Raw genomic sequence first — 14,790 nt, forward strand, 5'->3', positions numbered from 1 at the left:
ACAGTACTCAACAGGGATATTTGATAAAAATTTACTATCTTTATCTCAAAAAATCTTCTAAAATTTACAAGATTTGTTAAATGTTTGTAAAAAAGCAAGCATTTCTGATATTCGTGTTTAGTGTTTACTAAACTAATGTTCACTTAATTAACAGATAAGGAAAACCTATGTCTGAGATTTTAAAAAATGACGTTGATCCAATCGAAACTCAAGATTGGTTACAATCATTAGATTCTTTGATTCGTGAAGAAGGCGTAGAGCGTGCACAATATATTATTGAGCAAGTTATCGGCCAAGCACGCACCAACGGTGTTTCATTACCGACAGGTGTAACGACCGATTATGTCAATACTATCCCTGCTTCTGAACAACCTGCTTATCCAGGTGATCATGCTATTGAGCGTCGTATTCGTTCTGCTGTGCGTTGGAATGCTATTGCTATGGTATTGCGTAGTCAGAAGAAAGATCTTGACTTAGGTGGTCATATCTCAACTTTCCAATCTGCTGCAACCATGTATGAAGTTTGCTATAACCACTTCTTCAAAGCAGCAACCGAGAAAAACGGTGGCGACTTAATTTTCTTCCAAGGCCATGCTGCTCCGGGTATGTATGCGCGTGCATTCTTAGAAGGTCGTTTAACTGAAGAACAAATGGATAACTTCCGTCAAGAAGCCTTTACCGATGGTTTATCTTCATATCCACACCCTAAATTAATGCCTGAATTCTGGCAATTCTCTACGGTTTCTATGGGTTTAGGCCCAGTGAACGCAATTTACCAAGCGCGTTTCTTAAAATACTTAGATAACCGTGGTTTAAAAGATACCAAAGATCAAAAAGTCTATGCATTCTTAGGTGATGGTGAGATGGATGAAATCGAGTCTAAAGGAGCATTAACTTTTGCGGCTCGTGAAAAATTAGATAACTTAATCTTCACTATCAGCTGTAACTTACAACGTTTAGATGGCCCGGTTAATGGTAACGGTAAAATCGTTCAAGAATTAGAAGGATTGTTTACTGGTGCGGGCTGGGAAGTAATCAAAGTATTATGGGGCAGCGACTGGGATAAATTATTCGCTAAAGATACTTCAGGTAAATTAACTCAGTTAATGATGGAAGTGGTTGATGGTGACTATTTAACCTTTAAATCTAAAGACGGTGCTTATGTTCGTGAACACTTCTTCGGTCGTTATCCAGAAACTGCGGCATTAGTTGCTGATATGACTGATGATGAAATTTGGGCATTACGCCGTGGTGCGCACGATAGCGAAAAATTATATGCAGCCTATGCAAAAGCACAAAATGCAACGAAACCAGTTGTAATTTTAGCGCATCAAGTTAAAGGTTATAAAATTCCTGAAGCGGAAAGTAAAAATACCGCTCACCAATCTAAAAAAATGTCTTACGAAAGCCTTAAAGGTTTCCGTGACTACTTCGATTTACCATTGACTGATGATCAAGTAGAAAAATTAGAATACATTAAATTTGCTGAAGGCACCCCTGAATACGAATATTTACATGGACACCGTAAAGCATTAAATGGTTATGTTCCTGCTCGTCGTGCTAAATTTGATGTAGAATATAAAGTTCCTGCATTAGAGGAATTTAAAGCATTATTAGAAGAACAACCTCGTGGTATTTCAACCACAATGGCGTTTACTCGCGCACTAAATATCTTATTAAAAGATAAAAACATTGGTAAAACCATCGTTCCAATGATTGCGGATGAAGCACGTACGTTTGGTATGGAAGGTTTATTCCGTCAAATCGGTATTTATAACCCACATGGCCAAAACTATGTTCCTTCAGATCGTGACTTAGTTGCTTACTACCGCGAAGCAAAAGATGGTCAAGTGCTACAAGAAGGTATCAATGAATTAGGTGCAACCGCATCTTGGTTAGCAGCAGCGAATTCATACTCTGTCAATAACCAACCAATGATTCCATTCTTCATCTATTACTCAATGTTTGGTTTCCAACGTGTGGGTGATATGATGTGGGCGGCTGGTGACCAATTAGCTCGTGGTTTCATGGTGGGGGGGACTTCTGGTCGTACAACCCTGAACGGTGAAGGTTTACAACACGAAGATGGTCATAGCCATATTCAAGCAGGTATCATTCCGAACTGTGTCACTTACGACCCATCATTTGCATTTGAAGTTGCTGTAATTATGCAAGACGGTATTAACCGCATGTACGGCGAAAAACAAGAAGATGTATTCTATTACATGACAACATTAAATGAAGTCATGGATCAACCGGCTATGCCTGCTGGTGCGGAAGAAGGTATCCGTAAAGGTTTATACAAATTTGAAACAGTGGAAGGTAAAAAAGGCAAAGGCCACGTTCAATTGTTAGGTTCTGGTGCTATCATGCGTCATGTTCGTGAAGCGGCACAAATTCTAGCAAAAGATTATGGTGTCACCTCAGATGTATTCTCTGCGCCTTCATTCAATGAATTAGCCCGTGAAGGTCACGATGCAGCACGTTGGAACTTATTACACCCAACAGAGACACAACGCGTACCATACGTTGCTCAAGTATTAGCTGATTTACCAACCGTTGCTTCAACTGACTATGTTAAAGCATACGCAGATCAAATCCGTGCATTCGTACCAAGTCGTCATTATCATGTGTTAGGTACAGATGGTTTCGGTCGTTCAGACAGCCGTGTAAACTTACGTGAACACTTCGAAGTTGATGCACGTTATGTTGTGGTTGCTGCACTTTCTCAATTAGCGAAAGAAGGTACAGTATCTAACCAAGTTGTTGCAGATGCGATTGCGAAATTCGGTTTGAATGTAGATCGTATCAATCCGCTTTACGCGTAATTGATGAAAACTGCGGTCAAAAAATATCGTGTTTTATGACCGCACTTTAAAAGGAACAAAAAATGTCAAAACAAATTCAAATTCCTGATATTGGTAGTGATGAAGTTACAGTAACAGAAGTCATGGTAAACGTAGGCGATACCATCTCTGTTGATCAATCTATCATTAACGTTGAAGGTGATAAAGCTTCAATGGAAGTGCCTGCACCAGAAGCGGGTGTTGTAAAAGAGGTTTTAGTCAAAGTCGGTGATAAAGTCACAACAGGCACCCCAATGCTCGTTTTAGAAGCTGCAGGCGCTGCACCAGCGGCTGAAGCACCTACTGCACCAGTAGCCGCTACCGCGCCAACTGCATCGGCTGTTGTTGAAGTAAACGTACCAGACATCGGTTCTGATGAAGTAAACGTGACTGAAATTATGGTTAAAGTGGGTGATAGTGTTGAAGTTGATCAATCAATCATCAATGTTGAAGGCGATAAAGCTTCAATGGAAGTTCCAGCACCAATCGCAGGTGTGGTAAAAGAAATTTTAATTAATGTTGGTGATAAAGTTTCAACTGGCAAACTCATCATGAAATTTGAAACTGCATCATCTGCTCCAGTTGCTGCGGCTGTACCAGCTCAAACAGCTGCGCCTGCTGCCAAAACATCTGCAATTAAAGATGTGAATGTGCCTGATATTGGTGGTGATGAAGTCAATGTGACTGAAATTATGGTTGCCGTTGGTGATACTGTTTCAGAAGATCAATCATTAATTACCGTTGAAGGCGATAAAGCCTCAATGGAAGTTCCTGCTCCATTCGGCGGTGTAGTAAAAGAAATTCTCGTGAAATCAGGTGATAAAGTATCGACTGGTTCACTAATTATGCGCTTTGAAGTAGCAGGTGCAGCGCCAGCTGCGTCAACATCTGCTCCAGCACCACAAGTTGCATCGCCTGCGCCAGCGACACAACCAGCTCAATCTGGCAATGTATCTGGCTTAAGCCAAGAACAAGTGGTGGCAAGCGCTGGCTATGCGCATGCTACTCCAGTTATTCGTCGTTTAGCACGTGAATTTGGCGTAAACTTAGATAAAGTAAAAGGTACAGGTCGTAAAGGTCGTATCGTTAAAGAAGATATCGAAGCTTATGTGAAAACAGCAGTTAAAGCTTATGAAAGTGGTGCAACAGCACAAGCTGCTGGCAATGGCGTAGCGAATGGCGCTGGCTTAGGCTTATTACCATGGCCAAAAGTTGATTTCAGTAAATTTGGCGAAATTGAAGAAGTCGAATTAAGCCGTATTAATAAAATTTCAGGCGCTAACTTACATCGTAACTGGGTAATGATTCCACACGTTACTCACTTCGATAAAGCAGATATCACGGATTTAGAAGCATTCCGTAAAGAACAAAATGCGTTAGCAGAAAAACAAAAACTTGGCGTAAAAATCACGCCAGTTGTGTTCATTATGAAAGCGGTGGCAAAAGCATTAGAAGCGTATCCACGTTTCAACAGCTCAATTACCGAAGATGCACAACGCTTAATCCTGAAAAAATATATTAACATTGGTGTCGCAGTAGATACGCCAAATGGCTTAGTCGTGCCTGTATTCAAGAATGTGAACAAAAAAGGCATTATCGAACTTTCGCGTGAATTAATGGAAGTATCGAAAAAAGCACGTGAAGGCAAATTGACTGCATCTGATATGCAAGGTGGCTGTTTCACCATTTCAAGTCTTGGTGGTATTGGTACAACTCACTTTGCACCAATCGTAAACGCGCCAGAAGTTGCTATCCTTGGTGTGTCTAAATCATCGATGGAACCAGTATGGAATGGTAAAGAATTTGCACCACGCTTAATTCTTCCAATGTCATTATCATTCGATCACCGTGTCATTGATGGTGCGGATGGTGCACGATTCATTAGCTATATCGGTGCTGTATTAGCAGATTTACGCCGTTTGATTATGTAATAACGCCCCTTTCTTCTAATTAGAAGAAAGGGCGTTTTAGCAAATTCCTTATGATCGCAAAAAGTGCGGTCAATATTTTGAACGTTTTTACGAGGTAAAAATGAGTAAAGAAATTAAAACCCAAGTCGTCGTACTTGGTGCTGGACCAGCAGGTTATTCAGCAGCGTTCCGTTGTGCGGATTTAGGCTTAGAAACTGTATTAGTTGAACGTTATTCAACTCTTGGTGGGGTATGTTTAAATGTAGGTTGTATCCCATCTAAAGCATTATTGCACGTAGCAAAAGTGATTGAAGAAGCAAAACACGCAAGTAAAAATGGTATTTACTTTGGTGAGCCAAGAATTGATTTAGATGAAGTCCGTGCCGGTAAAGAAGCGGTTGTCGCTAAATTAACCGGTGGTTTAGCGGGTATGGCAAAAGCACGCAAAGTCACTGTTGTTGAAGGCTTAGCAGCATTTACTGATCCTAATACTTTAGTGGCGCGTGATCGTGATGGTCACCCAACAACAATCAAATTTGATAATGCTATTATTGCAGCAGGTTCTCGTCCAATTCAATTACCTTTCATTCCACATGAAGATCCGCGTATTTGGGATTCAACAGATGCACTTAAATTAAAAGAAGTACCTAAAAAACTTCTTATTATGGGTGGTGGTATTATCGGTTTAGAAATGGGGACGGTTTACCATGCATTAGGTTCAGAAATTGAAGTGGTAGAAATGTTCGACCAAGTTATCCCTGCCGCGGATAAAGATGTTGTAGCAATTTACACCAAACAAATCGAGAAAAAATTCAAGTTAATGCTTGAAACCAAAGTGACTGCTGTTGAAGCAAAAGATGATGGTATCTACGTTTCAATGGAAGGCAAAGCATGCAATGATACCAAACGTTATGATGCAGTACTTGTTGCGATTGGCCGTACACCAAATGGTAAATTGATCGATGCTGGTAAAGCAGGTGTTGAAGTAGATGATCGTGGTTTCATTCATGTTGATAAACAAATGCGCACCAATGTGCCACATATCTTTGCAATCGGCGATATTGTTGGTCAACCAATGTTAGCGCACAAAGGTGTTCACGAAGGCCACGTTGCTGCAGAAGTCATTGCGGGACAAAAACACTACTTCGATCCTAAAGTAATTCCATCCATTGCTTATACCGAACCAGAAGTGGCTTGGGTAGGTAAAACAGAAAAAGAATGTAAACAAGAAGGTTTAAACTACGAAGTCGCTAAATTCCCTTGGGCAGCATCAGGCCGTGCGATTGCTTCTGAATGTTCAGAAGGTATGACGAAGTTAATCTTTGATAAAGATACTCATCGTGTACTTGGCGGTGCAATCGTGGGTTCTAACGGTGGGGAATTATTAGGTGAAATCGGTCTTGCTATCGAGATGGGTTGCGATGCAGAAGACATTGCATTAACTATCCACGCTCACCCAACTTTACACGAGTCTGTTGGTTTAGCTGCGGAAGTATTTGAAGGCTCAATCACTGACCTTCCAAATGCAAAAGCGAAGAAAAAATAATTTTCTAAGTACAAGAAAAAGCGAGTGTTAAACTCGCTTTTTTTATATTAGTAAAACAAATGTTATTTTCTAACATGGGAGTTAAAATTTTAATGGTGAAATTGATTGATAATCTATGAATACATTTGAGATTAAGTAAAACTATGCGAAAATTGACCGCACTTTAAGACTTTTGTCGTGTCGAAAAGGAACCGACCGATAGACAGTTGCCTATCTTTCTTTAATTTAATACGGCTTGGATGCCGTTGCATTAGTGGTTTTTACAATGAAAAAAGCGCATTCCCCTTTATTCCCCATCTTCACATTCGTGTTGATTAATCTCATCATCCTTTCCTTATCCCGTTTGGGACTTGCTATATGGCAATCAGAGCGTGTATCCGCCGTAGATGGCTGGTTGCAATTATTTTTGCAAGGAGTACGAATGGATGTTGTAGCTCTCTGTTATTTATTTGGTGTGCCAGCATTGCTCACAACATTGTTCCATAGCAGCAAAGTTTGGGTAAAAATTTTACGCCTTTGGTTAACGCTTGGCAGTGTGTTTATTATCTTTATGGAAATTGCCACGCCTGCTTTTATTGAAACCTACGATTACCGTCCAAATCGTTTATTTATCGAATACCTGATTTATCCGAAAGAAGTTTTTTCAATGCTTGCTGAAGGGCATTTAAGTGCAGTGATTTTTAGCCTTGTTTTCACAGTTTTATCTGCCTTGATTTATTGGAAAATTTCTGGTTCGGCAGTCAAAAATTTACGTTCAATGAGTTGGAAACTTCGCCCTGTGATTGCTTTGCTTGTTATTGTAGTGAGCTTCCTTGGCGCGCGTTCAAGTTTTCAACACCGTGGTATTAATCCCGCCATGGTGGCATTTTCTTCTGATGCGTTAGTGAATTCTTTGGTGCTTAATTCGGGCTATTCCGTCATTTATGCCGCACAGCAATTTAAAGATGAGGAAAAATCTTCAGAAATGTACGGAAAAATGGATGCAGACGAAATGTTTCGCATTGTTAAAGCCAGCCGTGGCCGTCCAGACAGCGATTACATTTCAGATAAATACCCAACTTTAACGAAAAATGTCGCGACTTATCAGGGTAAACCTAAAAATATCGTGATTTTGTTACAAGAAAGTCTCGGTGCTCAATTTATTGGCACACTTGGTGGTAAACCACTTTCTCCAAATGTGGATCAGCTCGCAAAAGAAGGGTGGTTATTTGAAAATCTTTATGCAACAGGCACACGTTCAGTACGCGGTATTGAAGCAACAACGGCCGGTTTTACGCCAACGCCAGCTCGTGCAGTCGTGAAACTTAATAATGCCCAAAGTGGTTTCTTTACTATTGCGGATTTATTACATAAACAAGGTTATAACACGTCGTTTATTTATGGCGGTGAAAAGCACTTCGACAATATGGCGAGCTTTTTCTATGGCAATGGCTTTAAAGATATTTGGGATCAACAAGATTACCAAAATCCCAAATTTACTGGCACTTGGGGGGTGAGTGATGAGGATTTATTTGATAAAGCCAATGAAACTTTCACGAAATTACAAAATGAAGGTAAACCGTTTTTTAGTTTAGTGTTTAGTTCCAGCAATCACGATCCATTTGAATATCCAGATGGCAAGATTGAACTTTATGAGCAACCAAAAGCCACTCGTAATAACGCAGCAAAATATGCGGATTATGCGTTAGGTCATTTCTTTAAAATGGCAAAACAATCTAATTATTGGAAAGATACGATTTTCTTAATTGTTGCGGATCACGATTCTCGTGTAGGCGGTGCAAGTCTTGTGCCAATTAAGCATTTTCATATTCCAGCCTTGATTCTTGGTGATGGCATTGCGCCGCGCCGTGACAGCCGTCTTGTGAGCCAAATTGATATGCCAACCACATTGCTTTCTTTAGCAGGCGTAAGTGGCAATTATCCAATGATTGGCTTTGATTTAACGCAAGATGTAAACCCAGATCGTGCCTTTATGCAATACGATCAAACTCAAGCAATGATGAAAGGCAATAATGATGTGGTGATTCAAATGCCAAATAAAGCGGCGCAAGGTTATCATTATGATAAATCAACAGAAACTTTAACGCCAAAAGATGTGCCTGATGCGATGAAAAAAGAGTCATTAGCTCACGCTTTATTAGGCAGTTATTTATATAAAAATCGCTTGTATTCTTCAGGTGAAAATAAATAAACAGAACGCCAGCTTAAGCTGGCGTTTCTTTTAGTTATCAAAAACAAATTGTTCACGTAATTGATGTAATTGATCGCGAATTGCTGCGGCTTTTTCAAATTCCAAATCTTGGGCAAATTTATACATTTGTTGTTCCAGTTTTTTGATTTGTTGTTGATATTCTTTAGCATTTTTCGGTGCATTATAAAGTGCGGTTGGTTCTGCCACCATTTTCCCACGTTGTTTATTGGCTTTCGCTTTTTGGTTTGCACCTTGTCCAATATCTAACAATTCACCGACTTTCTTATTTAATGCTTGCGGCACAATGCCATGTTCTTCATTGTATTTGGTTTGTTTTTCACGACGACGATTGGTTTCAGTAATGGCTTTTTCCATCGATTTTGTGATGCTATCCGCATATAAAATCGCTTTACCATTTAAGTTTCGCGCAGCTCGGCCTATGGTTTGGATTAAAGAACGTTCGGAACGTAAGAATCCTTCTTTGTCGGAATCTAAAATCGCCACAAGAGACACTTCCGGAATATCTAAACCTTCACGTAATAAGTTAATTCCCACCAATACATCAAATTCGCCTAAACGCAAATCACGGATAATTTCGACGCGTTCCACGGTATCAATATCAGAATGTAGATAACGCACACGAATCCCGTGTTCATTTAAATAATCCGTTAAATCTTCCGCCATTTTCTTGGTGAGTGTTGTCACTAAAACGCGCTCATTTTTATCCGCTCTTTGGCGAGCTTCGGAAAGTAAGTCATCCACTTGAATTGAGACTGGACGAATTTCAATGAGCGGATCAAGCAAACCCGTCGGACGAACCACTTGATCGATGATTTCACTGCCTGATTTTTCTAATTCATAAGGCCCAGGTGTCGCGGAAACATAGATAGTTTGTGGAGCTAAGCGTTCAAATTCCTCAAAGCGTAATGGACGATTATCTAATGCGGACGGCAAACGGAATCCATATTCGACTAAGGTTTCTTTACGTGAACGGTCGCCACGATACATTCCACCAATTTGAGGCACAGTTACATGAGATTCATCAATAATTAAAATAGCATCAGAGGGCATATAATCAAATAATGTTGGTGGTGGTTCGCCCTCATTTCTTCCCGATAAATAGCGAGAGTAGTTTTCAATGCCCGAGCAATAACCCAATTCATTCATCATTTCAATATCAAATTGGGTACGCTGGCTGATACGTTGTTCTTCTAAAAGTTTATGTTCTTTAATGAAGTATTCACGGCGTGATACGAGTTCTTTTTTGATGTTTTCTATCGCATCTAAAATACGTTCTCTTGGCGTCACATAGTGAGTTTTAGGATAGATCGTAAAACGTGGGACCGCACCAAAACTACTGCCTGTGAGCGGATCAAATAAACTTAAACGCTCAATTTCATCATCAAATAATTCAATACGCACAGCACGATCATCAGATTCCGCAGGAAAAATATCAATAATTTCGCCGCGAACACGGAAAGTTCCACGCTGAAATGCTTGATCATTGCGGGTATATTGTAATTCTGCTAACTTCGCTAAAATTTGGCGCTGATCGATAATGGCACCTTGTTGTAAATGCAACATCATTTGTAAGTAGCTATCAGGATCGCCCAAACCATAAATTGCAGAAACGGAAGCTACCACGATGGTATCTCGACGTTCTAGAAAAGATTTTGTTGCTGAAAGACGCATTTGTTCGATTTGATCATTAATAGATGCATCTTTTTCAATGAAGGTATCACTGCTGGGCACATAGGCTTCTGGCTGATAATAATCATAGTAAGATACAAAATATTCCACCGAATTTTCTGGAAAAAAGGCTTTCATTTCTGCATAAAGCTGGGCTGCAAGGGTTTTATTCGGTGCAAGTAACATGGCGGGGCGATTTAATTGGGCAATTACGTTGGCAATAGTAAACGTTTTTCCAGAGCCAGTTACACCGAGCAAAGTTTGATGTGCCAAACCATCCGTTAAATTTTCAGATAATTTTTCGATAGCTTGTGGCTGATCGCCAGAGGGACGAAAGTCAGAATGCAGAATGAATGGTTTTGTGTTGATTTTTTCAGACATAAAGTGCGGTCGGTTTTTCCATAGTTTTGAATAATGTCTATTTTAGCATATTTAATGTGTAAAATTGATCAGGCAAAAATCTAAGTTTTACACAGACTTAGTGATGTCAAGAGGAAGATGTCACAAATTCATTAAAAAAACTTTAATTTTTTACTAGACAAAACTTAACTTATTGATTTTAAATCAAAATTTAATTTTAGGCTAATCTGTAATCAAGATCGTATAATCCTTGTAAGAACAAGGGATCCGCAAAATTTTAAAAAGTTAATCCACAAAGTTATCCACAGGCTCTGTGGATAGAAAAATAAATATTAGGTGGTATATAAAAGATGAGAAAATTTTTTGTTTTTTTATGAAATTTTTTTAATTTTGCATTGACAAGCTACCGAACGACCATTAAAATTCGCGCCCTATTCCTTGTGATACAAAGTTTATTCCTCCTTAGTTCAGTCGGTAGAACGGTGGACTGTTAATCCATATGTCGCTGGTTCAAGTCCAGCAGGAGGAGCCAATTTTTCTTTTGGTTTAGAGTTTGTTTGTCTCCTTTTACAGATTCTAAATTAGCAACCAAAAGATTTTGAGCCCATCATGTTGATGGGCTTTATTTTTAGCTTCAAAATAGGATTTTGCTTCCGCCAGTTGAGATGGTTGTGCCGTATAACAGGCTCAAGGCAAAAAATAGCATTATTCCACCTGCGATTAATTTCACGATACTTTCGCTTTTTCCTTTCGTATGTTTTGAACTATACCAATGCCCTAAGTGAATTGCGGTATTTCGTGCATAACGTACAATTCCCGCGAAGGCTGACAGCATAAGTCCTGTGCCGAAAGACATGGCCAATACAGCTAAAATTCCCCAGCCATAAAGATCAAGCATATAAGCTAAAAATAATACGAAAATTGCACCGCTACATGGGCGCATACCAATTGTTAAAATGACGAGAAATTGTGATTTTAGATTGGTTGCTTGTGCAGTTTGCGTGGGGCTTGGCAAATGTTGGTGTCTACAGCTACAAGTGTTTGGTTGAAAAGTGCGGTTATTTTTCACCGCACTTTTTTCGTATAGGGGGAGGGGATTTAGGGATTTAATGGCTAATTTAGCTTTTTTACGATAGACACGTAAACCTTGCCAAACCCAATAACAGCCGAGAAATACTAATAATAGCAAGGCAGAACGTTCTAACCAAAGCTGACTTAATTTGAAATAACGTGATGATAGATTAAGTACCACAACGAGCAATGTGGTTGCTGTAATAGCGACAATGCCTTGCATTAAGGAAGAAAGTAAGCTCAAGATAGTACTTTGTTTTAATTGGCTTTCATGAGTGGAAAGATAGCTAGCGATAATAAATTTGCCGTGTCCCGGTCCGAGGGCATGGAGTGCTCCGTAAATAAAGCTAGCAAAAATAAGCGTGATGCCTGCCTTGATGCTATTATTTTGAATTTGATGTAAATTTTCCGAAATAAGTTGATTAAAATCTTTTTGCCATGCAGCAATATGTAAGAAAAACCAAGGGGAAAAATAGCCAAGTAAGGCAAGTGCAATCACTAATAACACGAGCCCAGTTTTATATTTTTTCATTTCTACTCACATTGAATTATTATTTTTTGTGCGAACATCACACCTAAGGAATCATCTTCGTTCTTTTGGGATTTATCAAGTGAAGATGCGTAGGCTTGGATTTTTTCATCCACATTAGGTTCAATTAATTTTCCTTGGCAATTTTTCGGAAGTGCGGAAAAATCTACCGCACTTTTTGAGGAGTAAGTCATTGCCACATAATAAGTAGGATCGTAAGTTTGCAAGCTAAATGTGTTTTTTTCTAACTTTTGAGAATGGGCGAGTGGCACATCAAAATAATATTGCAGTTGTAATCCTTGGATTTTTACGCCGTAATTTTTGGGGTGTGAAGAATATTTAATTTTGTTGTTTTGAGCGTCATATAGATAGCTAAAATAATGTTCGCTCACAACATTACCCATAACATCATCGATAAGTTTTTGCTGATCATTTTTTGTTTTAGCCTGTTTCATATCATAAATAACCGCGGACGAACTTGGTTCATCGAGCGTCCATTTCATTGATAAACCGGCGAGTTGATTATTTTCTATGATAGGCGTGGTTTGCATATTTATAAATGCATGGGGGTGAGCTAAAACACTGCAACTAAAGAATAGACCGAGTAATAATGAATATGTTTTCACAAAAAATCCTTATTAAATTCATTTTATGGAAATAGAAATTTGCTCATTTTACACACAAATGACAAATAATCACTGAAAAATATTGATTTATATCAATAAAATTAATGATAACGTTTCCATTATTACTTAATGTTCAGTAACATAATTCCCGTCAAGTGATTGCTTGATATTCATAAAGTTCCTAAATAAAATAATCATAAATATAGCTAAACTACTTTCCTGCCACCCGTTTCGGGTGGTTTTTTTTATCTATTATTTGCCTATTGTTAGGCAAATAAAGAAACTTCAAGTAAAATGACCGCACTTTTTTATTAGATAAAGGATAAATATGTCAACTCAATTTGTATATACGATGCATCGTGTCGGTAAAGTGGTGCCGCCGAAGCGTCATATTTTGAAAGATATTTCTTTAAGCTTTTTCCCAGGCGCAAAGATCGGGGTTTTAGGTTTAAATGGTGCGGGTAAATCAACCCTTTTACGCATTATGGCGGGCGTAGATAAAGAATTTGAAGGGGAAGCTCGTCCACAACCTGGGATTAAAATTGGGTATCTTCCGCAAGAGCCAAAACTCGAGCCGCAACAAACAGTGCGTGAAGCGGTAGAAGAAGCGGTTTCAGAAGTAAAAAATGCACTAACTCGTTTAGATGAAGTGTATGCACTTTATGCGGATCCTGATGCGGATTTCGATAAATTAGCCGCAGAACAAGCCAATCTTGAAGCCATTATTCAAGCGCATGATGGGCATAATTTAGATAACCAATTAGAGCGTGCTGCAGATGCGTTACGCTTGCCAGATTGGGATGCCAAAATTGAACATTTATCTGGTGGTGAGCGTCGCCGTGTGGCACTTTGCCGCTTATTACTCGAAAAACCAGACATGCTCTTATTAGATGAACCAACTAACCACTTAGATGCGGAATCTGTGGCATGGTTAGAGCAATTCTTACATGATTATGAAGGCACTGTTGTGGCAATTACCCACGACCGTTACTTCTTAGATAATGTAGCAGGCTGGATCTTAGAGCTTGACCGTGGCGAGGGTATTCCTTGGGAAGGCAACTATTCTTCTTGGTTAGAGCAAAAAGAGAAACGTTTAGAGCAAGAACAAGCAGCTGAAAATGCGCGTCAAAAATCCATTGCGAAAGAATTAGAGTGGGTTCGTCAGAACCCGAAAGGTCGCCAAGCAAAAAGCAAAGCACGTATGGCTCGTTTTGATGAATTGAACTCTGGCGAATATCAAAAACGAAACGAGACTAACGAACTCTTTATTCCACCTGGTCCACGTTTGGGTGATAAAGTGATTGAAGTGCAAAACTTAACCAAATCTTATGGCGACCGCACTTTAATTGATGATTTATCATTTAGTATTCCAAAAGGTGCAATCGTTGGGATTATCGGGGCAAATGGTGCGGGTAAATCAACCTTATTCCGTATCTTGTCAGGTCAAGAACAACCTGATTCAGGCTCTGTGACAATGGGCGAAACCGTTGTGCTTGCTTCGGTAGATCAGTTCCGTGATTCAATGGATGACAAGAAAACAGTGTGGGAAGAAGTGTCTAACGGACAAGATATTCTGACCATTGGTAACTTTGAAATTCCAAGCCGTGCTTATGTAGGGCGTTTCAACTTCAAAGGCGTGGATCAACAAAAACGCGTGGGAGAATTATCGGGTGGTGAACGTGGTCGTTTACACTTGGCAAAACTTTTACAACGCGGTGGCAACGTGTTGTTATTAGACGAACCAACCAATGACTTAGACGTTGAAACCTTGCGTGCCTTAGAAAATGCGATTTTAGAATTCCCAGGCTGTGCAATGGTGATTTCCCATGACCGCTGGTTCTTAGACCGTATTGCAACGCATATTTTAGATTACGGTGATGAAGGTAAAGTGACTTTCTACGAAGGTAACTTCTCAGACTACGAAGAGTGGAAAAAGAAAACCTTAGGCGATGCAGCAACTCAGCCACATCGTATTAAATATAAACGTATTGCGAAGTAATTTATATTGAGAAAGTGCGGTTG

8 protein-coding genes and 1 tRNA gene are annotated in these 14,790 nt (G+C 39.5%); 6 read left to right on the plus strand and 3 right to left on the minus strand.

The features are described 5' to 3' along the window. Positions 1-167: 167 nt before the first annotated feature. From aceE to KP712_RS01445, 4 genes are all read left to right on the plus strand, one after another. Complete coding sequence (aceE, locus tag KP712_RS01430) at positions 168-2,828, plus strand: pyruvate dehydrogenase (acetyl-transferring), homodimeric type (RefSeq protein WP_215770481.1); 2,661 nt, start codon at positions 168-170, stop codon at positions 2,826-2,828. A gap of 62 nt (positions 2,829-2,890) precedes the next feature. Further along, positions 2,891-4,777 carry a pyruvate dehydrogenase complex dihydrolipoyllysine-residue acetyltransferase gene (aceF, locus tag KP712_RS01435; protein ID WP_215770482.1) on the plus strand — a complete coding sequence of 629 codons (1,887 nt, stop codon included), beginning with the start codon at positions 2,891-2,893 and terminating at the stop codon, positions 4,775-4,777. A gap of 100 nt (positions 4,778-4,877) precedes the next feature. After that, positions 4,878-6,302: a dihydrolipoyl dehydrogenase gene (gene lpdA / locus KP712_RS01440; RefSeq protein WP_111407254.1), complete on the plus strand. Its 1,425-nt coding sequence runs from the start codon at positions 4,878-4,880 to the stop codon at positions 6,300-6,302. Positions 6,303-6,567: 265 nt separating this feature from the next. Continuing rightward, positions 6,568-8,493, plus strand: coding sequence for an LTA synthase family protein (locus KP712_RS01445; RefSeq protein WP_111407255.1), 1,926 nt, complete (start codon positions 6,568-6,570; stop codon positions 8,491-8,493). Positions 8,494-8,523: 30 nt separating this feature from the next. Here the strand turns inward: KP712_RS01445 and uvrB are convergent, their stop codons facing one another. After that, positions 8,524-10,563 (minus strand): excinuclease ABC subunit UvrB, encoded by a 2,040-nt coding sequence (uvrB, locus tag KP712_RS01450; protein ID WP_111407256.1) that lies wholly within the window; start codon positions 10,561-10,563, stop codon positions 8,524-8,526. Between the two features lie 435 nt (positions 10,564-10,998). Between uvrB and KP712_RS01455 the strand changes: the two genes are divergently transcribed. Then, positions 10,999-11,074 (plus strand) — tRNA-Asn (locus tag KP712_RS01455). A 102-nt stretch (positions 11,075-11,176) separates the two neighbouring features. Here KP712_RS01455 and zevB read toward each other — a convergent pair. Continuing rightward, positions 11,177-12,145, minus strand: coding sequence for a zinc transporter permease subunit ZevB (gene zevB, locus KP712_RS01460; protein ID WP_111407257.1), 969 nt, complete (start codon positions 12,143-12,145; stop codon positions 11,177-11,179). A 2-nt stretch (positions 12,146-12,147) separates the two neighbouring features. Beyond that, complete coding sequence (gene zevA, locus KP712_RS01465; RefSeq protein WP_111407258.1) at positions 12,148-12,768, minus strand: zinc transporter binding subunit ZevA; 621 nt, start codon at positions 12,766-12,768, stop codon at positions 12,148-12,150. A 328-nt stretch (positions 12,769-13,096) separates the two neighbouring features. On the opposite strand from zevA, the gene ettA reads away from it, so the two are divergent. After that, positions 13,097-14,767 (plus strand): energy-dependent translational throttle protein EttA, encoded by a 1,671-nt coding sequence (gene ettA / locus KP712_RS01470; RefSeq protein WP_111407259.1) that lies wholly within the window; start codon positions 13,097-13,099, stop codon positions 14,765-14,767. The last annotated feature ends 23 nt before the right edge of the window (positions 14,768-14,790 follow it).

Origin of the sequence: Haemophilus sp. SZY H68 (assembly GCF_018829685.1) — a bacterium.
Taxonomy (GTDB): Bacteria; Pseudomonadota; Gammaproteobacteria; order Enterobacterales; family Pasteurellaceae; genus Haemophilus; species Haemophilus haemolyticus_K.